The sequence below is a fragment of the Hymenobacter persicinus genome (genome assembly GCF_004167665.1).
Lineage (GTDB): Bacteria > Bacteroidota > Bacteroidia > Cytophagales > Hymenobacteraceae > Hymenobacter > Hymenobacter persicinus.
Window position 1 is genome coordinate 81,313 of record NZ_SEWE01000006.1, and the last position, 21,451, is coordinate 102,763.

Below are 21,451 nucleotides of genomic sequence, written 5' to 3' on the forward strand. Positions count from 1 at the left end.
CTGCATGGATTTTTCGCAAAAGAACATTCTTCTCGTTGGTGCCTCGTCCGGCATTGGGCTGGCCACGGCCGAACTGCTCCAAGGACTTGGGGCTCACCTGTTCACGGCTTCCCGCCACGAATCGGCGGAGCTGGCCGCGCTGGGCACCACGTTTCTACCCTGGGACGCCACCCAGCCCCTGCCGGCCGACACGCTGGCGGCCTTGCCCGAGGTGTTGCACGGGGTGGTCTACTGCCCGGGCAGCATCAAGCTGCGCCCCTTCGAGCGGATTCCCCTCGACGACTTCCGCTCCGACTTCGAGCTGAACGTGCTTGGGGCCGTGCAGGTGCTGCAGGCCGTTATGAAGAAGCTTAAAAAGGCCGAGGGCGCGTCGGTGGTGCTCTTCAGTACGGTGGCCGCCACTACGGGTATGAGCTTCCACGCCAGCATTGCCACGGCCAAGGCCGGTCTGGAAGGCCTCACCCGGGCCCTGGCCGCCGAGTACGCCGCCAGCGGCGTGCGGGTGAATGCTGTGGCGCCCACCCTGACCGATACGCCCCTGGCCGCCCCGCTGCTCAACACGCCCGAAAAGCAGGAAGCCAGCGCCAAGCGCAGCCCGTTGCAGCGCATTGGTCAGCCCCGGGACCTGGCCTACATGGCCTCTTTTCTGCTCTCCGACCATAGCTCCTACATTACCGGCCAAGTGCTGCCCGTGGATGGCGGCATGGGCCGGCTGAAGTAGGGGTTTTAGTTGTTCATTGTTGGCTGTTAGGTCTTAGGAGCAGCCGTCAGCAAGGCCGAACAACTAAGTAACTGACAACCAACAACGAGCAACTGACAACTAGATGAAAATCGTTCTGTTCTGGCACCGGCGCGACCTGCGTCAGCATGATAACGCGGGGCTGACGGCCGCCCTGGAAAGCGGGCTGCCGGTGGTGCCCCTGTTTATCTACGACCAGGAAATTCTCAGCCAGCTGCCCACCAAGCGCGATGCCCGCGTCACGTTCATCTTCGACGCGGTGGAACAGCTGGCGGCTCAGACCAAGGCAGCCGGCGGCACGTTTCTGGCTTTTTACGGCCAGCCGGAGAAGATTTTCACCCAGCTGCTCCAGGAGCACGACGTGGCCGCCGTGTACACCAACGAGGATTACGAGCCCTACGCCACCGAGCGGGACGCAGCCATCGGGAAGCTGCTGAAAAAGCACGACGCGGAGCTGCACCTCGTCAAGGACCAGGTGATTTTTGCCAAGGACGAGCTGCTCAGTAAGTCGGGCAAGCCCCAGCGGACTTACGGCTCCTACAACAGGGCCTGGCACGCGGCCCTGCGGGACGAGCAGCTCCGGCCCTACCCCACCAAGCGGCAGTTCAAGAAAGAACACCTCCACCACGTTGCCAAGGCCCCGGCCCGGCCCACGCTGGCCGACATGGGCTTTGAGCGCAACGAGCAGCCGGTGCCGCCCGCCAAGCTGCCTTCCGATGCGGTGGTGAAACACTACGACCAGACCCGGGACCAGCCCGCCCTGGAGCCCGGCAGCACCCGCCGCTCGGTGCACCTGCGCTTCGGCACGCTCAGCGTGCGGGAAATGATGGCCCAGGCTCGGGAGCTGAACCCCAAGCTGCTCGACGAGCTGATCTGGCGCGACTACTTCATGATGCTGCTCTGGCACTATCCCGAAACGGCCACCAAAAGCTTCGAGAAGCGCCTGCGCCGGGTGCCCTGGCGCAACAACGAAAAGGAATTTCAGGCTTGGTGCGAAGGCCGCACGGGCTACCCGCTCGTGGATGCGGGCATGCGGGAGCTCAACGAAACCGGCTACCTGCCCAACCGGGCCCGGATTGCGGCGGCGGGCTTTCTGGTCAAGCACCTGCTCATCGACTGGCGCTGGGGGGAGCGGTACTTTGCCGACAAGCTCATCGACTACGAAATGGCTAACAACGTGGGCAACTGGCAGTGGATGGCGGGCACCGGCGTGGTGGCCGCGCCCTGGTTTCGGGTCTACAGCCCCCTTAGCCAGCAGGAGCAGTACGACCCCCAGCTGGCCTACGCCCGGCAGTGGATTCCCGAATTCGGTACCGATAAGTACCCCGCGCCCATCGTGGAGCACAAATTGGCTCGCCAGCGCGCCATCGACACGTTGCGGGCGGCCTACCGGGCGGCCGAATAAAGGCCGCCGGCAGTCGTTTTAATCCGGTCCGGCAGGAACCTCCGGACCCTCTGCCGGTTATAGAAGCATGGAAAAAGAGCGCATCAAACAGGCTTACCTCGACCACGTGCTGCGCAAAGGCGCGGCCCCGGCTTCGGTATATAAGCTGACCCAGAAGCTGGGCCTTCCCGAGGCTGATTTCTACCGCTACTACGCCACTTTCGACGCCATCGACCGGGATATCTGGGCCGACTTCGGGCGCGACGCCCGGGCGCGGGCGGCCCAGGAGCCGGTGTGGGCTACCTACGGGGCCCGCGAGAAGCTGCTGGCGTTTTACTTTACCCTGCTCGAAATCCTGAAGCAGCACCGCAGCTACGCCCTGTGGTCGTTGCGGACGTACTTGCCCGCGGTGCCCGGCCTCACGCCCCGGGTGCTCGACGACTTCCGCCAGGACTTCGAGCAGTTTGTGGAAGAGTTGCTGCGCGAAGGCCGCCATACCGAGGAAGTGGCCTCCCGCCCGCTGGTGCAGGGCCAGTACCCGCGCTTTTTCTGGGCTCAGGCGCTGTTTGTGCTGGGCTTCTTTGCCAAGGACGACTCGCTCAACTTCGAGCGCACCGACGCCGCCGTGGAAAAGGCCGTGACGCTGAGTTTCGACCTAGTGGGCCGCAACTCTCTGGATTCGGCCCTGGACTTTGCCCGCTTCCTGATTCGTCGCCGCTGATGCCGGAAGAACCCGAACTGCCTGCTCCGCTACCCCCATCGGCGGCCGCCGGGGCCCCCGCGTCCTCGCTGGATTCGCTGCCGACCACCAAAGTGGCCCGGGCGGCCCGCTTCGCCAAAACCGGCCTGAAAGTCGGCGCCAACTACGTGAAGCACTACGCCCGCCGCTCGGTGGGCGCCGACAGCAGCTCCGCCGACCTGCACCAGGCCAACGCGGCCGAGCTATACGGGGCGCTAAGCGAAATGAAGGGCTCGGTGCTGAAGGTGGCGCAGATGCTGGCCATGGAGAAAAACCTGCTGCCCACGGCCTACGCCGACCAATTTGCTCAGGCCCAGTACCAAACTCCGCCTTTGTCGGGCCCGCTGGTGGTCAAGGCGTTCCAGACGGCCTTTGGCAAGTCGCCCTTCGCATTGTTCGATGAGTTTGACCTGCAGGCCCGGCAGGCGGCTAGCATCGGGCAGGTGCACCAGGCCCGCAAAGACGGGCAGCTCCTGGCCGTGAAAGTGCAGTACCCCGGCGTGGCCGACAGCATCCGCTCCGACATCCGGCTCGTGAAGCCCATTGCCCTGCGGGTGATGGGGCTCAGTGAAGCCCAGGTGCGGCCCTATCTGGAGGAGGTAGAAACCCGCCTGCTCGAAGAAACCAACTACGTCCTGGAGCTGCAGCGTGGCACCGACATCGGGGCCCGCTGCGCCCATTTGCCCCACCTGGAGTTTGCCCGCTACTACCCCGAGCTGTCGGCGGCCCGCATCCTGACCATGGACTGGCTGGCGGGTCAACACCTGAAGGAATTTCTGCTCACCGAGCCCAGTCAGGCCGTGCGCAACCAGCTTGGGCAGGCTTTATGGGATTTCTACGCCTTCCAGATGCACACGCTCCGGCAGGTGCACGCCGACCCCCACCCCGGCAACTTCCTGCTCCGCTCCGACGCGGGCGGCACCGTGGGCGTGCTCGACTTTGGCTGCGTGAAGGAAATTCCGGCCGACGTCTACGCGCTGTTTACGGCCCTGCTCACGACCGAAACCCTGGCCGACGAAACCCGGCTGGCGGATCTACTCACCCAGGCTGGCGTGCTGCGGCCCGACGATTCCCCCGCGCGTCGCGCCTTTTACCTGCGCACCATGCAGGCCTCGCTCGAGCTGGTAGGCCGCCCGTTTCGCCAGCCCACTTTCGACTTCGGCGACCCCGCCTACATGCAGGCTCTCTATGCCCTCGGCGACGACCTTTTGCAGCAGCCCGAGCTACGCCAGCAGCGCGAACCCCGGGGCTCAGAGCATTTTATTTACCTCAACCGCACCTACGTGGGCCTCTACGCCCTGCTCACGGAACTCGGCGCCGTGGTACAGACCGGCGCCCGATAAGCCCGCGGGCGCCAACTGCCTTCTGAGGCCATGGTTGTAGCATCTGGTTTACCGCGGCTTCGTTTCGACGCAGCCCGCCGCGCCCAGCCGGAACCCTGATCACCCCTAAGCTCAGCTATTGTTATAGCTGAGCTTTTTTTTGTGCTACTCCCGGCTTTCAACTCTGCTGAAACTCTGATAGATTTACCCCTGAAGTCACCTATTCCACACCCGCTTACCTGACTATTTCCTACCCAAGCCAGCTCTGTGCTCCCGCCATCGGCACAGTAATTTGAAGGCAGTAGCCACGCCTTTTTAACCTGTTTACTTGGCGGCGAAAAAATGCCCGATACGGCAAGCTGCCGCTGCTGGCGTTTCGCCGTTGCTCCTGTATTTGCCCCTCTGATTCTTACTTTCTGTAGCGTATGCCCAACTTCTACTCTACCCTGTTACCCCGGTTTCTTACCACAGTCTGGCTGGCGGCCTGCACCATTTCCTATACCCGCGCCCAGGCGCCGTCGGCGCCGCCCCGGGTGCATGACCCGGCGTTGTCCGACCCGACCTACGCCGCCCGCAAGCGCCAACTCAGCGCCGCGCACCGCCTCGCGGCTCCGACGCCGGAACTGCTTCCCGCCAGCACCGGGCCCCTGCCCGCCTGCTTCGAGCCCCTCGACTCGGTGTCGATTCCGGCCGTGGGCGGCTACACCCAGGTGCCGCGCAACGACGACGGCTCCCTGGGCCCAATCAATCTGGGCTTCACCTTCACGCTGTTTGGCACGCCCTACACTTCGGTTTACATCAATACCAACGGCAACCTCACGTTTACGAGCCCCCTGCAGGCGTTTTCGGCCTCGGGCTTCCCGATTTCGACGCCCATGGTGGCCGCCTTCTGGGCCGACGTGGATACGAACCCGGCCAGCAGCGGCAGCATTTGGTACAAGCTCTACGAGAACCGGCTGGTGGTGACCTGGAACCGCGTGGGCTACTACAACGCGGCCACCGACAAGAAAAACACTTTCCAGATTGTGCTGCGGGCCAACCGGGCCGACATCGTTACCGACGACGTGTCGTTTTCCTACGGCGACATGCAGTGGACCACGGGTAGCGCTTCCCAGGGCGTCAATGGCTTCGGCGGGGCTCCAGCCACGGTGGGCGCCAACCGGGGCAACGGCATCGACTTCATCCAGACGGGCCGCTTCAACCTCAACGACGCCTCCCACCCCGACAACGTGAATCCGAGCGGGGTCAACTGGCTCGATGGCCGGTGCGTATCGTACCGCGTCTTCGCCCCGGGCAACCTACCGCCGGTGGCGTCCAACCTACCGGCCAACAACACAATTTTCGTTAACCAGGGTGAAACCGTCAGCATTGCCCCGCAGTTTTCGGGCCCCGAAGTCGGGCAGACGGTGCGGCTGGCCGTGAACACCAACGGCCTCTGCAACACGTCGTACTCGGTGACCAACACCGTGAATCCGACCCTGAATCTAAGCGTCACCGGCGGGGCCTGCAACATCGGCACCTCCACCATTCTGGTGACGGCCACCGACGACGGCGCCCCGTCCCAAACCGAACAGTTTCCCATTACGGTCGTCGTGAATCCGCCGGCCGTGAGCAGCCAGTGGACGGGCAGCGTGAGCAGCGTGTACACTGCCCCGGCCAACTGGAGCACCAGCGTGGTCCCGACCGTTTCCACCAACGTCACCATCCCGGCCACCGCCGTTCGGATGCCGGTTTTGTCGGCCGCCGCCAGCGTCAACAGCCTGACCATTGACGCCGGGGCCAGCCTGACCCTGGCCGGTCCTGGCACCCTGACCGTGAACGGCACGGTACTCACCAATGGCCCCCTGAGTGGGGAAGGCATGCTCGTCACGGCCGGGTCCGCGGCGCAAAGTTTGGGGGGCAGCAGTCGGCTGACGGTGGGCACGCTGGAAGTGGGCTCGGCCGGCGCCAGCTTGAGCGGACCTGTGGCCGTCAGCCGCCTGCTGACCCTGAACGGCAACCTAACCACCAACGCCCAAGCCCTGACCCTGCTCTCGGACGCTACGGGCTCGGCTATGGTCGTAAACAACGGCGCGGCGGCCGTCACCGGCAATGCCACCGTACAGCGCTACATCAATCCTGCCAACCCCGGCCTGGGCTACCGGCATTACGCCGCTCCGGTCCGCAACACGACCCTGGGCGACCTGGCCACGACTGGTTTCGCGCCGGTGCTGAACCCGGCGTACAACTCAGCCATTACTCCCGGCGCCGTGCTACCCTACCCGACGGTGTTTGGCTTCAACGAAAGCCGGATCGGCGGGGCACGCAGCTCCTTTGACCAAGGCTGGTTTTCGCCGGCCGCTACCACCGAAACTATGGCTCCCGGCGTGGGCTACACCGTGAATCTGGGCGCCGCGGCCCTCGTTGATTTTGTGGGTCCGCTCACCACCGGGCCCATTGCCCGCACCGGCCTCACCCGAGGCCCCGAGGCCGCCTCAGGCTGGCACCTGCTGGGCAATCCGTACCCGGCGCCCATCGACTGGACCGTGGCCGCAGCTGGCTTATCAGGGCTGGATAACGCCGTGTACGTGTACAAATCGTCGGGGCCCTACGAGGGCAGCTACGGCAGCTTCGTCAACGGTGTGGGGGATGCCCGCTACCTTGCGGTAGGCCAAGGCTTTTTTGTGCGCACTACCACGGCGGGCGTGGCCGGCAGCCTCTCGTTTACCAACGCCGCCCGCCTGACGAGCTACCTAAACCCGGACTTCAGCCGCCCGGCCACCGTCGAAACCCGGCCCCTGCTGCAGCTCGACTTGGTACAAGGCACCCAGCGCGACGCCGCCACGGTATACTTTGAAAAAGGCGCTACTGCCGCCTTCGACCCGGCCTTTGATGCCTACAAGCTCAGTGGCCCCGTCGCCGGACTGGCTTTGCCGGCCGACGCCGAAACCCTGTCCATCAGCGGCCTGCCCGCCCTGACCGGCGCCGACGTAACCGTACCGGTCCGGGTGTGGGCGACGGTAGCGGGTACGTATTCGCTGGAAGCCGCCCGGCTGCTGAATCTGCCCGCCGGAATGCGCGCCTACCTGCAGGACACCCAAACCGGCACGGTTACGGACTTAACCCAGCAGCCCACCTACCGCTTCAGCCTGAGTGCCGGCTTCGACGGGCCGCGCTTCCGGGTGCTGTTCAGCACCCGCCAGGTGACGAGTGCTGCCCCCGGCGCGCTCGGGCCCCAGGTGCAGCTCTACCCCAACCCCGCCCACGACCAGGCCCTGCTGCTGCTCCCGATTTCGCTGGCCCAGCACCCCGTGACGGCTACACTGCTTAACTCCCTGGGCCAAACCGTACGCACCTACTCGCTGGCGGCGCCTGGTTCCGGTCAGCACGCGCTGTCGTTGAGCGGCCTGGCCCGGGGTGTATACTCGGTCCAGCTGAGCACAGCCCAGGGCCAGATAGTGAAGCGCCTGATTATCGAGTAAGCAGCGTGTTGTGCTGTGACAGTTTCAGATAATAAAAAAGCCCCTCGGCGCATGCCGAGGGGCTTTTTTATTGGAGAATCAGGCAAATTATTTCCTCCTCATCATCTTACCGAACAGGCTGCAGCTGCCAGCCCGAGGAAAGAATGGCGGCCAAATCGGCGACGCTTTCGGTGAGCTGCTCCCAGCTGTTGAGCACGAAATACTGCTCCTGCAGGTGCTGCTCACTGTAGGGCGTTTGCAGCACGGTGGCCAGGTCGAAGGGCTGCCGCTTGCTCGTGTCGCTGAGGCAATGGTGGATTTCGGCCGCCGAGGACAGCAAACCGGCCCCGTACATGCGGGTTTCTCCTTTTTCGAGCACCAGCCCAAACTGGACCGTGAAGCCATAGAGCCGCTCCAACTGGGCCAGGGCGGGCGCATCGTGCAGATGCTGAGCCGCCACGTGACCCAAAAAGTAGAGAAAGTCGGCAAAGGCCTTGTCCATGAGCAGGGGTACGTGCCCGAACACGCCGTGAAACAGGTCGGGCTCCTCGATGAAGTCGAACTGCGCCATGGACCGGATCCAAACCGTGGCGGGAAACTTGCGCTGAGCCAGCAAGCCGAAGAAGTCCGCGTCGTTGAGCGTGCCCAACACCGGCTCGAGCTGCCAGCCGGTGGCTTGGTGGAGGCGCTGGCTTACTTCGGCAAAATCGGGAATGGCGTTGCGGTGAAAGCCCACCTTGGCCAAACCCTGGGCGAAAGCCGAAGCCGCCCGCTTGTGCAGCAGGGCCGTCTGACGGTCAAACAATACTTTCCAGACCAACTGGTCCTGGGCCGTGTAGCGGGAATACTCTTGCTGTAACATGGCGTTTTTGAGCAGAAAAAAAGCCCGGCTCCTGGGGAGGAGTCGGGCTTCAGTTGAATTTCAGAGGGTAAGTAGCATGTGCTCCTAGCTTCCGTAACGGCAACGCAGCCCGACTCCGTCCTGCACAGGACGAGTATTGGTTAGGCAAATGCACATTGCGGTTTGGATCATCATACTGAGGGCAAACATAGAGATATTTAAAATACGTTGTATGTCGAAAAGGCATGTTTATTTCAGGGCAACATTTAGGTAACACCAGCTACCTCTTCTAGCACCCCTCAATTTTTATACTACTTGACAAGAACAATTATCTAAATACTCAGAATACCCCTTCAAAATCAAGGCATAGCTAATAGACTACTTAGCTGATTTAATATCCGCCCCTGTTGCCGCTGAGGGCGCGCCTTGGGTAAACCGATAGGTGTTTCGGGTGAGAAAAGCCGCGGAATCGGCGTACTTCACCTCCTTGACGACGGAGAGTTGGCGGGTTCCGAGCCGCAGGGTCCGGCGAATCAGGCAGGCGCGGTTATCGTCCTGCCCGGGGCCTTCGAGCACGAGTACCAGGGTGCGGTCGGCTTCGCGCTGCCGGCTTATTACCTGCATCGGGGTGCCGTCCCAAATAATCCGGCGGCCATCGGCGGATAGCTGCAGCTTGTCGTAGCCTTTCACCTGCCCGCCCTCGGGCTCTTGGTAGATGAAGTCGAGCACCAGCTCCCGCGGGGCCGACTGCATGCCGTTGAGCACCGTGGGCAGCGTTACCGGCCGCTTGGTTTGGTAGTCTAAGTAAGTGAGAGACCCCTGCCACGGGCGAGCCAGCCCCGCTAGCTCCCGCATGGCCACGGTAGCCGGCGCCTGGGCCGCCACCGGAGCAGTTAACAGCGCCAGCAGCAAGGCACCCGCCAGGGCCACCCGTGGTACGCGCGGCAGCCGTTTCTGGCTCAGCCAATGGTCGAGGGAATAACGGCCACTGCCGAGCACGGCCACCAGCCCGAAAGACCAGAACAGCAGTTGCTGATAGTACATCCCCAGCAGGGGTTCGGGGGCTTCGTACCACAGAAAGGCCACCACGAAAAACTGAAACGCCAGTTGCAGGGCACTCCAGCGGGTGAGCAAGCCCAGAGCCAGCAGCAGGCCCCCGGCAAACTCGCCCCAGCAGGCCAGCCAGGCCCATAGATAGGGCGAAGGCTGGGTGAAGCCCAAACCGGCCACCTGCTGCACAAACCAGTCGGGGGGGGCGGGCACGGCGCCGGCGAGCTTGGCGGCCTCGGTAGCGGTGTAGAGCCCGACCAGCTTGGCCCAGCCGGCGCCGATGGCAATAGACAAGCCCAGGTGCAGGCGAAACAGCAGCAGGGCGGTATCGGCCCAGCGGGACGAGAAGGCGGCGGACGGCGCAATCAGCAGGGCGCGCAGGAAGGTTTTGGCAGGCATGGCAATGGGGTTGACGTGAAACGATACCCAAAGGAACCGTGCCCATTGCGCCCAGACGCCCCGATTTATGGCCTGGGACGTGCCACTTTATAGTTTGGCACCTGCTGCACCCTAGCCCGACCGGGCCACCTCGCCGGGCGTAAGGCCGCGCAGCTTTTTGAACACGCGGTTGAAGGTCGACTTGGAGTTGAAGCCCGATTCCAGCGCCACGGCCAGCAGCGTGTAGTGGCGAAACTGCGGGTCGCGCAGGCGCCGCTCGGCTTCCTGCACCCGGTACTCGTTGATGAAGTCGTTGAAGTTCTGCCCGCAGCCGGCATTGATTACCCTCGACAGCCAGGACGTGTTGGTGCGCAGCTGGGCGGCCAGTTCCCCCAGCGTCAGTTCGGGTGCCAGGTAGGGCCGCTCCGTGGCGAGGTGGCGGCGCAGACGGCGGGTCCAGCGCGCCAGCTCATCCTCGGCCTTCTCCCCTTCCGCCGGCTCTGTTGCGGGGGCTTTGGCCAGAGTTTGCGCGGTGGCAGCCGAGGTACGGGTGGGCTCCGCCGGCTCGGGCGCGGCAGGTACTTCGGCAGCGGAAGTTGGCGAATATGCCGCCAGCGGGGTTGTCACGGCGGCCCCGGCAGCAGCGGCGGCGGGCTGGAAGTGCAGACCGGCCAGGCGGTGGCCGGTGAGCAGACCGGCAATGCTCAGGTAGTAAATCAGCAGGCCCGTGAACAGGTAGTCGTACCAGGCTTGGTAGTAGCTCAGGGGGCTAACCAGCGCGTCTATCAAGCTGAATACCAGCGTCACGCCCGTCCCGATGAGCACGGCCACGAGCACGTTGCGCAGCCAGCGAAACCGGATCTGGTCGGTGTCGGAGAAGTTGTCGTTCAGGTAGCGGGCGTAGGAGCGGTACTCGCGCAGGGTGCGGCGGGCGTAGAGCAGCACCAGCACGTAGCCCAGCACTTCCACCCCGTAGGCAAAAGGCTGCCCGTCGAGCCAGGCCATCAGCGGGCCCTTGGTGCCGAAGTGCGCCGGCAAGGGCTGCCCGCGCAGGCCCCGCCACCAGCCCAGGTCGTAGGCCAGCACGAGCAGGCGGACGGCCAAATACGCCAGCGCCGGTGCGAAATGCTTCCAGTGGCGGCGCTCAAACCGAAATTCCTGGTTGGTCAGGCTGCGGAAATACAGGTACAGCACCGGCCCTACTGCCAGCCCCCAGTTGAAGGGCAGGTAAAACATGAGCGTGGTGCGGGCGTCGTGGGCGTCGTACCAGCCGCCGAAGCCCAGCATCCACTGAGTCAGGCGCAGCGTGAACAGCCCCACCAGCAGGGCCAGCCAGCCGTCGGCGGCGGTTTGCTGCCGGGAGCCCCGCACCCCCAGGACCCCGCTCACTACCACGCCCTGCACGAAAAACGGCAGTAGCAGGCCACTGTAAATATTAAAGCCGAAGAACATGGGACGGTGCTCGTAACTCGCGGGGCGGTGGCCGGATGTCGGCCGGGGCCGGATGCCCGGGCAAGTAAGCAAGGTTTTGGCAACCCAACGGCCCTTGCCAGCGCGTGACAAGGGCCGTAGTGGGAAGCAGGCCGGTGTAGCTGCCGGAAACTGCCTTTATTCGAGCTCCTGACGCAGGGCGTACACCCGGCGCAGGTTGCGCACCAGCCGCGCCGACTCGGCAAAGTTCAGGGTCTGGGCCCCGTCGGAGGCGGCTTCCTCGGGCTTTTCGTGGGCTTCGTACACAATGCCGTCGGCCCCGGCCATCACGCCGGCCAGCGCCATCGGAGCCACGTAGTCGCGGATGCCGATGCCGTGCGAGGGGTCCACGATAACGGGCAAATGGGTTTTCTCCTTCAGAATCGGTACCGCGTTCAAATCCAGGGTGTTGCGCGAGGCTGTTTCAAAAGTACGGATGCCCCGCTCGCAGAGAATCAGTTTCTCGTTGCCGCCCGAAAACACGTACTCGGCCGACGAGAGCAGTTCCTCGAGCGTGCCCGAGATGCCGCGCTTGATGAGCACGGGCTTGTCGACGCCACCCAGGGCATCGAGCAAGTTGAAGTTCTGGGTGTTGCGGGCGCCGACCTGGAATACGTCCACGTAGTCGTGCATTTCCTCGACCTGCGACACCTGCATGACCTCGGTGATGATCTTGATGCCGCGGGCCCGGGCCATCTGGTGAAACAGCTTCAGGCCGTCCATGCCCAGGCCGCGGAACGAATACGGCGACGAGCGGGGCTTGAACACGCCCCCGCGCATGATGCGCACGTCGTTGTCGACGAGGTGCTGCATGATTTTCTCCATCTGAGCCTCGCTCTCGATGCTGCACGGCCCAGCCATGATGCTCAGGCTGCCCTCCCCGATGCGAACCCCGTCGCCGAGGTCCAGCACGGTGGGGCGCACCCGCCACTTGCGCGACACGAGCTTGTACTCGTCCGATACGCGGTGAATGTCCAGAATCCCGGGCAGCTGGCCGATGGTGCGCAGGTCGATGTCGGCCTTACCAATGGCCACCAGGTAGTGGGCCCGCTGGGTGTTGACTTCCGTGACCTTGTATTTCAGGTCGTTAATGCGGCTCAGAATGTCCGCCTTGGCGGCTTCCGAGATGGTAGGATCAAGTTGAATTATCACGGGGTTGGGTTGATTTTCAAAAAGTAAATAGCGGCGGCCCAGCTTACGCCAGCACCGACCGTACGAAGTGGGCGGCGGCGGCCGGGGCATCGGCGGCGCCGTCGAGGGCCCGGATCAGGGCCGAGCCGATGATGGCGCCCTCGGCGTACTGGCAGGCGTGGCGGAACGAGGCCTGGTCGCCGATGCCGAAGCCGATCAGGCGAGGGTTGCGCAGGTTCATGGCCTCGATGCGCCGGAAATACGCTTCCTGCACGCCCGCCGCCTGGGTGTTGGCCCCGCCGGTGGTGCCGGGCCCCGACACGAGGTAGAGAAACGAGTCGGTCAGCTCGTCGATGCGGCGGATGCGCTCAGGGGCCGTCTGGGGGGTGATGAGAAACACGGGTCGCAGGTTGTGGCGACGGAAGATTTCCTGGTACTCGGCCACGTAGTCGTCGAGGGGCAAATCGGGCAGAATGACCCCGTCGACGCCCACGGCGGCGGCTTCGCGGCAGAAGTTTTCGACCCCGAACTGCATCACCGGGTTGAGGTAGCCCATGAGTAGAATCGGCGTTTTGGGCACCGACTGGCGGATATCCCGGAGCTGGGCAAACAGCACGCGCAGGTTCATGCCGTTTTGCAACGCCACGGTGCTGCTTTGCTGAATCACGGGCCCGTCAGCCAGCGGGTCGGAAAAGGGCATCCCGATTTCAATTAGGTCGGCGCCGGCCGCGGTCAGGGCCTGCAAAACCGGAACGGTGGAGTCGAGCGTGGGGTAGCCGGCGGTGAAATACACGTTGAGCAGCTTTTTGCCCGGCTGCTGAAAGGCTTGGTGGATGCGGTTGGTCATGGCGTCTAGTACTGGCGCAGCTGGTCGGCGTATTTCAGGTAGGTTTCCAGGTCTTTGTCGCCGCGGCCCGAGAGGTTGATGACGACCACCTCGTCGGGGCCGGCGCCGAGCTGGCTCAGGGCAGCCAGGGCGTGGGCCGTTTCGAGGGCCGGAATGATGCCTTCCAGCCGGCTGCACTCGGCCACCGCGGCCAGGGCCTTCTCGTCTTCGATGCTGATAAAGCGGGCCCGGCCCGAAGCGCCCAAAAAGGCGTGCAGGGGCCCGATGCCGGGATAGTCGAGGCCCGCCGACAGGGAATACGGCTCGGTAATCTGGCCGTCCTCATCCTGCATGAGCAGAGTGCGCGAGCCGTGGATGATGCCCGGCTTGCCCAGCACCGAGGTGGCGGCCGAGTGGCCTGAGTGAATGCCGTGCCCGGCCGCTTCCACGGCTACCAGCTGCACGGCGGGCTCGTCGAGGAAGTGGTAGAAGGCGCCGGCGGCGTTGGAGCCCCCACCCACGCAGGCCACCACGTAGTCGGGCAGCTCGGAGCCGGTTTTTTCCAGCAGCTGCTTGCGCATTTCCTCACTGATGACCGACTGCAGCCGGGCCACCAGGTCGGGGTATGGGTGCGGGCCCACCACCGAGCCGATGATGTAGTGGGTATCAACGGGGTTGCTGATCCAGTCCCGGATAGCCTCGTTGGTGGCATCCTTGAGAGTTTGGCTGCCGCTGGTGGCCGGGCGCACCTCCGCGCCCAGCAGGCGCATGCGCTCCACGTTGGGCCGCTGCCGCTCCATGTCCACCGAGCCCATGTAGACGATGCACTCCAGGCCCATCAGGGCGCAGACGGTGGCCGTGGCCACGCCGTGCTGCCCGGCCCCGGTTTCGGCGATGATGCGGGTTTTGCCCAGGCGCTGGGCTAGCAGAATCTGCCCCACGGTGTTGTTGACCTTGTGGGCCCCGGTGTGGCAGAGGTCCTCGCGCTTGAGAAAGATGCGGGTGTTGTACTTCTGCGACAGGCGCCGGGCTTCAAACAGCGGCGTGGGCCGGCCCACGTAGTCGCGCAGCAGCAGCTGGTATTCGCGCTGAAAGTCTGGGTCGGCCAGGATGGTTAGGTAGTTCTGGCGCAGCTCCTCCACGTTGGGATAGAGCATTTCGGGAATAAAAGCGCCGCCAAACTCGCCGTAGTAGCCGCGGGCATTGGGCGCGTAGGCCGAAGAAGAAGGGGGAAGAGTTGCCATGAGGTCGTTTAGTTCAGAGAAAGGGAATCAGGCCCGGCCCAGCAGCCGGAACAATTGCCGGAGCCGCTCGGGGTCTTTCACGGCCGGGGAGGTTTCGAAGCGGCTGTTCAGGTCGAGGCCGTACAGGCCGGGCAAATCGAGCCGGAGCAGGTCAGCGGCATTTTCCAGCCCCAAGCCGCCGGCCAGCAGGTAGGGCACGGGCAGGTTGTAGTCGCGCAGCAGCTCCCAGTTAAACGCCGTGCCGTTGCCGCCGGGCTGGGGCCCCTTGGTGTCGAAGAGAAAGTAAGCGCAGTGGGGCGCGTAGGGCCGCAACTGCTCCAGCGAGAAGCTGGCGTCCACCCCAAACGCCTTGATAACGCCCACGCCCAGGGCCTGCACGGCCGCGCACTGGGCGGGGGTTTCGTGACCGTGCAGCTGGGCCAGCTCCAGACCGTAGCGCACGGCCTGCCGGTGAATAACGGCGGGGCTTTCGTCAACGAACACCCCGACTTTACGGAGCGTGGCGGGCAGGCTTTCCAGCAGGCGCCGGTCGAGGGAGTCGCCCACGTAGCGCTGCGAGCCGGGAAAGAAGATGAAGCCCATGAAGTCGGGCTCCAGGGCGGCCACCGCCGCAATGTTGTCGGCGTACTTCATGCCGCACACCTTCAGGTGCAGGGCAGGAACGGCAGTTTCAGCGGCGGCAGTGGACATAAGCTTGGGTGCGTAGGCGTTTGTGAGGCTATAACAACGTGACGGCCTCGGTGGCGCGCAGCTGCTGCACCAGGGCGGCGCAGGCCTTTTCGGGGCGGCTGTGGCGCATGAACGTTTCCCCGATAAGAAAGCCCCGGTAGCCCACGGCCCGCAGCGCTTCAATGTCGGCAGCCGTGCGCAGCCCGCTTTCGGTCACCTTTACGTATTCGGCCGGAATAAGCCGGGCCAGCTCCCCGCTCGTGTCGAGGCTCACGCTGAAGTCGTGTAGGTTGCGGTTGTTGACGCCCACTAAGCTTACCGCGTCGGGGTGCAGGGCGGCGTCCAGCTCCTGGGCGCTGTGGATTTCGAGCAGCACTTCCAGGCCCAGGCTTTTGGCCAGCCGGCCCAGGCGCAACACTTCTTCCCCGCTGAGCACGGCCGCAATCAGCAGCACGGCATCGGCCCCCAGGCTTTTGGCTTCCAGAATCTGGTACTCATCCACCACGAAATCCTTGCGCAGAATGGGGCAGAAGTTGAAGCGCCGGGCAATGGTCAGGTCCTCGTTTTTGCCGCCGAAAAACTCGGTATCCGTCAGCACCGATAAGGCCGAGGCGCCGGCTTGCATGTAGCCCAGCGTGGTGCGCTCCACCGGGGCGTGGGCGTTGATGACGCCCTTGCTCGGCGACTTGCGCTTGAACTCGGCGATGATGCCGCTCAAATCGTCGCGCTGCAGGTACTTACACAAGCTCAGGGGCTGGCTGCCGAAGTGCAGACTTTGCTCGAGTAGCTTGGCCGGCACCAGGCTCTGGCGTTCGGCTACCTCGCGGCGCTTGTGGGCAATGATTGTATCGAGAATGGTGGGCGTGCTCATTGACATTTGGGGTGATAAGTCCAGGCGGCCGGTTGTTGGTTTTGGCGGCCGGACGGGTGGTGTAACTGTTTTTTTTCGGCTGGCTCAGGCGGCCAGCAGCTGGCGCAGAGCTTCGCGGGCCCGGCCCGAATCCAGGGATTCGCGGGCCTGGGCCAGGGCATCGGCAAACGAGAGTTCGGGCTGCACGCACTGGATGCCCAGGGCCGCGTTGGCCGTCACCACGTCGCGCTGGGCGGCGGTGGCGCGGCCCTCGAGCACCCCCACAAACAGGGCTGCCGACTCGGCCACGGTGCTCCCGCCGGCCAGCTCCCGGGCGTCGTAGGTTGGCAGGCCCAGGTCGGCGGGCTGCACCAGCTGCTCCCCGCGCCCCGACACGATTTTGGTGGCTCCGGTCAGGGACACCTCGTCGTAGCCGTCGAGGGCGTGCACGACGGCGTAGCGGGTGCTGGTCTGCTGAAACAGGTAGTGGTACAGACGCAGCAGTTCGAGGCTGAACACGCCGGCCAGCTGGGCCGTGGGCCGGGCCGGATTCACGAGCGGACCCAGAATGTTGAAGAACGTGCGCACGCCCAGCTCCCGGCGCACCGGGCCGGCGTGGCGCATGGCCGGGTGAAAGGCCGGGGCGTGCAGAAAGCAGATGTTGGCCGCGTCGAGCTGGCGGCGCAGCGCGTCGGACGACGCCTCGAAGTCGTAGCCGAAGTGCGCCAGGATGTTGGAGGAGCCGCAGATGGACGACACGCCGATGTTGCCGTGCTTGGCCACCTTGTGCCCCGCCCCAGCCACCACGAAGCAGGCCAGGGTTGAAATGTTGAACGTGTCTTTGCCGTCGCCGCCGGTGCCCACGATGTCGAGCAGCTCGTGGGTGCCCAGCTGCGGGTCGCGGCAGAGGTCGAGCAGGGCGTCGCGGAAGCCGGCCAGCTCGGGCACCGTGATGGGGCGCATGCGGTACACAGCCAGGAAGGCGGCGGTTTCGGCCGCATTGGCCGCGCCCTGGCCCAGCTGCGACAGCGCCGCGTGGGCTTGGTCCCGGCTCAGGGTCTGTTGGTCGAAAAGAGGGGCGAGAAACTGTTTCACGGGAGCTAATGAGGCTTTCTGAATACTGCGGGCGGGAACTCAACGCTGGAATCCCGCCGCCTTACGGACCTTCCGGCTTACACCCAGCCGGCAGGCAATTGTGGTTTGGCTACCCTTCGAGCCAGTTTTTGAGCATCTGGTGGCCGTGTTCGGTCAGGATGGACTCGGGGTGAAACTGCACCCCGCGCACGTCGTAGCGGCGGTGACGGAAGGCCAGCACCTGGCCCTGGGCATCCTGGGCCGTAACTTCCAGCTCGGCTGGCACCGACTCGGGCGTGACCACCCAGGAATGGTAGCGGCCCACCTTGAACTGGGCGGGCAGCCCTTGAAACAGCCGCTCGTCGGGAGTCAGCACGTCGGCGTCGGTGGCAATGCCGTGGAGCACGGCGGGCAGGTTGTAGAGCTCCGCACCGAAGGCTTCGGCAATGCCCTGGTGGCCCAGACACACGCCCAGCATGCGTTTGGTGGGCGCGTAGCGGCGAATAACGTCCGGCATCAGCCCCGCTTCCGAGGGCACCCCGGGTCCGGGCGAAAGCAGGATAGCGTCGTACTGCTCGATGTCGTCGAGGCTGATTTTATCGTTGCGCACCACGGTGGTAGCAGCACCGTAGCCCAGCTCCCGCAGCACCTGCACGAGGTTGTAGGTAAAGGAGTCGTAGTTGTCGAGGACGAGAATTTTCATGGCAGTTGTTCGGGCGAATCCAGCAATGGGTAATTACACGGTGGCCGTGAGCTTCCCCCCCACCCGCTCGGCTTCCTGCAGGGCCTTGCGCAGGGCGGCCAGCTTGTGGTGCACCTCGTGGAGCTCGGAGTTGATGTCGGAGGCAGCCACCACGCCGGCCCCGGCCTGATAGTACAGCTGGCCCGCGGTGCTCAGGAAAGAGCGAATCATGATGGCGTGGTTGAAGTCGCCGTTGAAGCCCAGGTGGCCCAGGCAGCCGCCGTAGTAGCCGCGGCCGGTGGGTTCCAGGGCATCGATGAGCTGCATGGCCCGGTGCTTGGGCGCCCCCGAGAGCGTGCCGGCCGGAAACGTGTCGGCCACCACCTGCAGGGAGTTGGCCTCCGCAGCCAGGGTGGCATTCACTTCGCTGACGAGGTGAATGACGTGGGAATAGAACTGGATTTCGCGGAATGTCTTCACCCGCACATTGTCGCCGTGCCGGGCCAGGTCGTTGCGGGCCAAGTCCACGAGCATCGTGTGCTCGGCGTTTTCCTTGGGGTCGGCGGCCAGCTGCTGGGCCAGGGCGGCATCCTGGGCGTCGTGGCCGGTGCGGCGGAAGGTGCCGGCAATGGGGAACAAACTGGCCTCGCGGCCCTTGATCAGCAGCTGGGTTTCGGGCGAGGAGCCGAAAATCTTGAAGTTGCCGTAATCGAAGTAGAACAGGTAGGGCGAGGGATTGATGGAGCGCAGGGCCCGGTACACGTTGAACTCGTCGCCCACGAAGCCCTGCTGGAAGCGGCGCGAGAGCACAATCTGAAACACGTCGCCGCGGCGGCAATGCTGCTGCCCAGCGGCCAGCACCTTCAGAAACTCCTCGTCGGTGAAGTTGGTCGTCTCCTCCCCCATCAGCCCAAAGCCAAACTCGGGCACCACGGGGTTACGAATCAGATTCACCAGCTGCCGCAGCCCGTCCTCGTCGGTAGGCTCGGCGGCCGGCGTGTGCTCAAACACGAACAGCTCGTTGCGGACGTGGTTGATGGCAATAACGTAGCGGTAGGTGCCGTACATGATTTCCGGAATGCCGCCCGCGGCCTGCTTCTGCGCGTTCAGGGTCAGGTCCTCGAAGTACTGCACGCCCTCGTAGCCGATGTAGCCAAACAGCCCGCCGGTAATAAAGTCGAACTCGCTGGGCGCGGTGCGGAAGGAATCGGCAAACTCCTGCAGGCGCTGCAAGGCCAGGCGGGGCGTAGCCAGGGTTTCGGTCGTCACCGAGTCGTCGGGCCGGGTCAGGGTCAGCTCGCCGCGGCTGACCTGGAAGCGGGCCAGCGGGTCGAAGGCCAGGTAGGAAAAGGCGTTCTGCTGGCCGTGGTAGTCGGAGCTTTCCAGCAGCAGGCAGTTGTCGTACCGGTCGCGCAGGCGCAGGTACAGCCCGACGGGCGTGACGGTGTCGGCCAGCAGCCGGACGTGGCGGGTTTTGAGCTCCAGGGGTTCGAAGGTAGGCATGGCGAGAAGTCGGGTTGCGGGCACCGCGCCGGGGTGGCAGCAGCGCAGAAACGAAAAGGGAAGTGAGGATGCCGACCGGCCGGAAAACAAAAAAGCCCGGCGGGTGGCCGGGCTTTGCTTGCTAGTTGATGCGAGGTTATGTCACTGACCTACCTACGCGCACAGGCTTTCCCGTCCGGAGTTTCGGAGAGGCCACCACCAGGCTTGCTGTGCGTTGTGAAAGGTCATGGAGAAAGGTCAGAGCCGAGTTGTTGTTGGGCTTTAACGCTGCAAAGATAGGTTCGGTTTCTGGCCGCGCAAGCAATTTTTGGGTTTTTATGTTGAAAACCTTTCAACAGCGCGCCGGTTTGGCTCCCATTTTCGCAAGGCCGCGGCCGCGTTGTTACTCCTTGAGCAACGACTGGGTACCGGAGAGTTTGCCGGCCGTCAACCGCAGGAAATACGCGCCCTTGGCCAGGCGGCTCACGTCGACGACCTGCCCGGCGCGGACCTTGCTTTTAAGCTGCACGCGGCCGGTGGAGTCCAGCACTTCGAGCTTGGCATCCTTCACGGCTTCGGGCAGCTGCACGGTCAGGGCATTCTTGGCCGGATTAGGGTAAGCGCTGAAAGCCAGGGCCAGCGTCCCGCCCTTGGCGCTGGTGGGCGCAGCCGGGGCGTAGAGCCACTGGTAGGCCGCCGCAAACTCTCGCTTCCAGAACCATTCGGCGTGCTGGCCGTCGGCGCGGGGGTTGAAGCTCAGGTTCTGGGCTGGCACGCCGCCGGTTTGCAGGGCGTCGCGCATGGATTGCATCAGCGGCAGCATGGTCTGGCTTTCGGCCGAGCCGCACACGAAGTAAAAGCGGGTATCGGGGTTGGCCGGGTGCTGCTGCACGTACTGAAACAGGGGCTGCTCGGCAAACCAGAAAGCCGGCGAAAACACGCCCACTTTGCTGAACACGCTCGGATATTTCAGGGCCGCGTAGGTGGAAATCAGGGCGCCCATGCTGGAGCCGGCAATGCCGGTAAACTCCCGGCCGGTGAGGGTGCGGTAATTGGTGTCAATATAGGGTTTGAGCGTCTGGACCAGAAAATCCACGTACTGGTCGCCCTGTCCGCCGCCGTACTGGGGGTTGTTCCAGGGCGAGTACTCGTTCAGGCGCTGGGCGCCGTCGTTGTCGATGGCCACCACGATGCAGCCAGTGGCGTCGAGGCCCTGCTGCTGGAGCTGCTTGAGGGTTTCGTCCACGCCCCACTCCCCCGAAAAGCTGGTGCAGGCGTCGAATACGTTCTGGCCGTCGTGCATGTAGAGCACGGGGTAGCGCTTACCGGGGTTGCTGGCGTAGTCGTTGGGCAAATACAGCCAGATGCGGCGGGTGCGCCCGAGCTGCGGAATCTGGAAGCTGGTGCTCATCACCTGTACGTTGGGCGTCAGGGCCGTGCTCTGGCAGCCCCCGCCGCTGCCGCCCAGGTCTTCCCAGTTCAGCACCGTGTGGTTGACCAGGCTGCTCGTGCCGAAGGTGTAGGTCCGGTTGGGCACCGCCCCGTTGGTGGCGTTGGTTTCCACCGCCGCCCAGCTGCCGCGGGTAAACTTATATTCGATAGTGCCGGTGCCGGCGGGCAGCGTTATCTGGTAGGTGCCGTCGGCATTCTTGGTCAGGGCGTGGGCCGCGTTGCCGGGGTTCCAGTTGTTGAACGAGCCGGCCACGTACAGCACGGCGTTGGCGGGCGTGTTGGCGGGCACGCTGGTGAGCTTGAGCGTCACCTGGGCCGAGGCGGCCAGGGCCGTCAGCCAGGTTAGCAGGAAAAGGACAGTCTGCTTCATGGGTGGGAAAAAGGAAGAGTAGGACAGAAAAGTGGGCGGCTATTTACCCGCCGTCGAGCCGCAGCAGCCCGCGGGTGGTGCCGCGGCCGCCGGAGCGGGCCGGCCGCGCGGCAAGGTACCGACTTTTCGGCGCTAAAAGCCGCTTTAAGCGCCGCTAACGGCGAAAACCCGCTTCTGAGTAGCTCCCGTGGCTTCTGCTTCCGCCGGACGCAGCCGGGCAGAGCCCTGGGGCAGGTTTTCCGGGCTTTTGCTCCCTCACTGGAGCTAGTAGCCCAACGGCTCCTGGAGTTGCATATCACCCACCACAA

Annotated in this window: 17 protein-coding genes; 5 read left to right on the forward strand and 12 right to left on the reverse strand. The window is 64.4% G+C overall.

The window, feature by feature from the left end:
* The first annotated feature begins 4 nt into the window (after nucleotides 1–4).
* From EWM57_RS04525 to EWM57_RS04545, 5 genes are all read left to right on the forward strand, one after another.
* A complete protein-coding gene (locus EWM57_RS04525; RefSeq protein WP_129919944.1) occupies nucleotides 5–721 on the forward strand; it encodes an SDR family NAD(P)-dependent oxidoreductase in 717 nt (238 codons plus the stop codon).
* Nucleotides 722–824: 103 nt separating this feature from the next.
* On the forward strand, nucleotides 825–2,144 hold the full coding sequence (locus tag EWM57_RS04530) for a cryptochrome/photolyase family protein (protein WP_129919945.1): 1,320 nt from the start codon (nucleotides 825–827) through the stop codon (nucleotides 2,142–2,144).
* A 67-nt stretch (nucleotides 2,145–2,211) separates the two neighbouring features.
* On the forward strand, nucleotides 2,212–2,844 hold the full coding sequence (locus EWM57_RS04535) for a TetR/AcrR family transcriptional regulator (RefSeq protein WP_129919946.1): 633 nt from the start codon (nucleotides 2,212–2,214) through the stop codon (nucleotides 2,842–2,844).
* Nucleotides 2,844–4,205, forward strand: coding sequence for an ABC1 kinase family protein (locus EWM57_RS04540; RefSeq protein WP_129919947.1), 1,362 nt, complete (start codon nucleotides 2,844–2,846; stop codon nucleotides 4,203–4,205). The genes EWM57_RS04535 and EWM57_RS04540 overlap by 1 nt, the downstream gene beginning before the upstream one ends.
* A gap of 404 nt (nucleotides 4,206–4,609) precedes the next feature.
* The gene (locus tag EWM57_RS04545; RefSeq protein WP_129919948.1) at nucleotides 4,610–7,645 is read left to right on the forward strand and encodes a nidogen-like domain-containing protein; all 3,036 of its coding nucleotides are present in this window, start codon (nucleotides 4,610–4,612) and stop codon (nucleotides 7,643–7,645) included.
* A 106-nt stretch (nucleotides 7,646–7,751) separates the two neighbouring features.
* Here the strand turns inward: EWM57_RS04545 and EWM57_RS04550 are convergent, their stop codons facing one another.
* The 12 genes from EWM57_RS04550 to EWM57_RS04605 all read right to left on the reverse strand — a co-directional run bounded on the left by EWM57_RS04550 (nucleotide 7,752) and on the right by EWM57_RS04605 (nucleotide 21,143).
* On the reverse strand, nucleotides 7,752–8,486 hold the full coding sequence (locus EWM57_RS04550; RefSeq protein WP_129919949.1) for a phenylalanine 4-monooxygenase: 735 nt from the start codon (nucleotides 8,484–8,486) through the stop codon (nucleotides 7,752–7,754).
* Nucleotides 8,487–8,843: 357 nt separating this feature from the next.
* On the reverse strand, nucleotides 8,844–9,914 hold the full coding sequence (locus tag EWM57_RS04555; RefSeq protein ID WP_129919950.1) for a DoxX family protein: 1,071 nt from the start codon (nucleotides 9,912–9,914) through the stop codon (nucleotides 8,844–8,846).
* 111 nt (nucleotides 9,915–10,025) lie between these two features.
* On the reverse strand, nucleotides 10,026–11,345 hold the full coding sequence (locus EWM57_RS04560; RefSeq protein WP_129919951.1) for a helix-turn-helix domain-containing protein: 1,320 nt from the start codon (nucleotides 11,343–11,345) through the stop codon (nucleotides 10,026–10,028).
* A gap of 156 nt (nucleotides 11,346–11,501) precedes the next feature.
* Nucleotides 11,502–12,515, reverse strand: coding sequence for a 3-deoxy-7-phosphoheptulonate synthase (gene aroF, locus EWM57_RS04565; protein ID WP_129919952.1), 1,014 nt, complete (start codon nucleotides 12,513–12,515; stop codon nucleotides 11,502–11,504).
* A gap of 43 nt (nucleotides 12,516–12,558) precedes the next feature.
* On the reverse strand, nucleotides 12,559–13,341 hold the full coding sequence (gene trpA, locus EWM57_RS04570) for a tryptophan synthase subunit alpha (RefSeq protein ID WP_129919953.1): 783 nt from the start codon (nucleotides 13,339–13,341) through the stop codon (nucleotides 12,559–12,561).
* 5 nt (nucleotides 13,342–13,346) lie between these two features.
* Nucleotides 13,347–14,564, reverse strand: coding sequence for a tryptophan synthase subunit beta (gene trpB / locus EWM57_RS04575; RefSeq protein ID WP_129919954.1), 1,218 nt, complete (start codon nucleotides 14,562–14,564; stop codon nucleotides 13,347–13,349).
* A 27-nt stretch (nucleotides 14,565–14,591) separates the two neighbouring features.
* Nucleotides 14,592–15,254, reverse strand: coding sequence for a phosphoribosylanthranilate isomerase (locus tag EWM57_RS04580; RefSeq protein WP_129919955.1), 663 nt, complete (start codon nucleotides 15,252–15,254; stop codon nucleotides 14,592–14,594).
* A 28-nt stretch (nucleotides 15,255–15,282) separates the two neighbouring features.
* Nucleotides 15,283–16,110: an indole-3-glycerol phosphate synthase TrpC gene (trpC, locus tag EWM57_RS04585; protein ID WP_394345392.1), complete on the reverse strand. Its 828-nt coding sequence runs from the start codon at nucleotides 16,108–16,110 to the stop codon at nucleotides 15,283–15,285.
* Between the two features lie 78 nt (nucleotides 16,111–16,188).
* Nucleotides 16,189–17,178 carry an anthranilate phosphoribosyltransferase gene (gene trpD, locus EWM57_RS04590; RefSeq protein ID WP_129919957.1) on the reverse strand — a complete coding sequence of 330 codons (990 nt, stop codon included), beginning with the start codon at nucleotides 17,176–17,178 and terminating at the stop codon, nucleotides 16,189–16,191.
* A 109-nt stretch (nucleotides 17,179–17,287) separates the two neighbouring features.
* Nucleotides 17,288–17,860, reverse strand: coding sequence for an anthranilate synthase component II (locus EWM57_RS04595; protein WP_129919958.1), 573 nt, complete (start codon nucleotides 17,858–17,860; stop codon nucleotides 17,288–17,290).
* A 33-nt stretch (nucleotides 17,861–17,893) separates the two neighbouring features.
* Nucleotides 17,894–19,342 carry an anthranilate synthase component I family protein gene (locus EWM57_RS04600; RefSeq protein WP_129919959.1) on the reverse strand — a complete coding sequence of 483 codons (1,449 nt, stop codon included), beginning with the start codon at nucleotides 19,340–19,342 and terminating at the stop codon, nucleotides 17,894–17,896.
* A gap of 382 nt (nucleotides 19,343–19,724) precedes the next feature.
* A complete protein-coding gene (locus EWM57_RS04605) occupies nucleotides 19,725–21,143 on the reverse strand; it encodes an alpha/beta hydrolase-fold protein (RefSeq protein ID WP_129919960.1) in 1,419 nt (472 codons plus the stop codon).
* Between the last annotated feature and the right edge of the window lie 308 nt (nucleotides 21,144–21,451).

Bases quoted from the DNA above. Each gene is read 5' to 3' on its own strand.
- EWM57_RS04525 (WP_129919944.1), top strand. From the start codon at position 5: ATGGATTTTTCGCAAAAGAACATTCTTCTCGTTGGTGCCTCGTCCGGC.
- EWM57_RS04530 (WP_129919945.1), top strand. From the start codon at position 825: ATGAAAATCGTTCTGTTCTGGCACCGGCGCGACCTGCGTCAGCATGAT.
- EWM57_RS04535 (WP_129919946.1), top strand. From the start codon at position 2,212: ATGGAAAAAGAGCGCATCAAACAGGCTTACCTCGACCACGTGCTGCGC.
- EWM57_RS04540 (WP_129919947.1), top strand. From the start codon at position 2,844: ATGCCGGAAGAACCCGAACTGCCTGCTCCGCTACCCCCATCGGCGGCC.
- EWM57_RS04545 (WP_129919948.1), top strand. From the start codon at position 4,610: ATGCCCAACTTCTACTCTACCCTGTTACCCCGGTTTCTTACCACAGTC.
- EWM57_RS04550 (WP_129919949.1), bottom strand. From the start codon at position 8,486: ATGTTACAGCAAGAGTATTCCCGCTACACGGCCCAGGACCAGTTGGTC.
- EWM57_RS04555 (WP_129919950.1), bottom strand. From the start codon at position 9,914: ATGCCTGCCAAAACCTTCCTGCGCGCCCTGCTGATTGCGCCGTCCGCC.
- EWM57_RS04560 (WP_129919951.1), bottom strand. From the start codon at position 11,345: ATGTTCTTCGGCTTTAATATTTACAGTGGCCTGCTACTGCCGTTTTTC.
- trpA (WP_129919953.1), bottom strand. From the start codon at position 13,341: ATGACCAACCGCATCCACCAAGCCTTTCAGCAGCCGGGCAAAAAGCTG.
- trpB (WP_129919954.1), bottom strand. From the start codon at position 14,564: ATGGCAACTCTTCCCCCTTCTTCTTCGGCCTACGCGCCCAATGCCCGC.
- EWM57_RS04580 (WP_129919955.1), bottom strand. From the start codon at position 15,254: ATGTCCACTGCCGCCGCTGAAACTGCCGTTCCTGCCCTGCACCTGAAG.
- trpC (WP_394345392.1), bottom strand. From the start codon at position 16,110: ATGTCAATGAGCACGCCCACCATTCTCGATACAATCATTGCCCACAAG.
- EWM57_RS04595 (WP_129919958.1), bottom strand. From the start codon at position 17,860: ATGAAAATTCTCGTCCTCGACAACTACGACTCCTTTACCTACAACCTC.
- EWM57_RS04600 (WP_129919959.1), bottom strand. From the start codon at position 19,342: ATGCCTACCTTCGAACCCCTGGAGCTCAAAACCCGCCACGTCCGGCTG.
- EWM57_RS04605 (WP_129919960.1), bottom strand. From the start codon at position 21,143: ATGAAGCAGACTGTCCTTTTCCTGCTAACCTGGCTGACGGCCCTGGCC.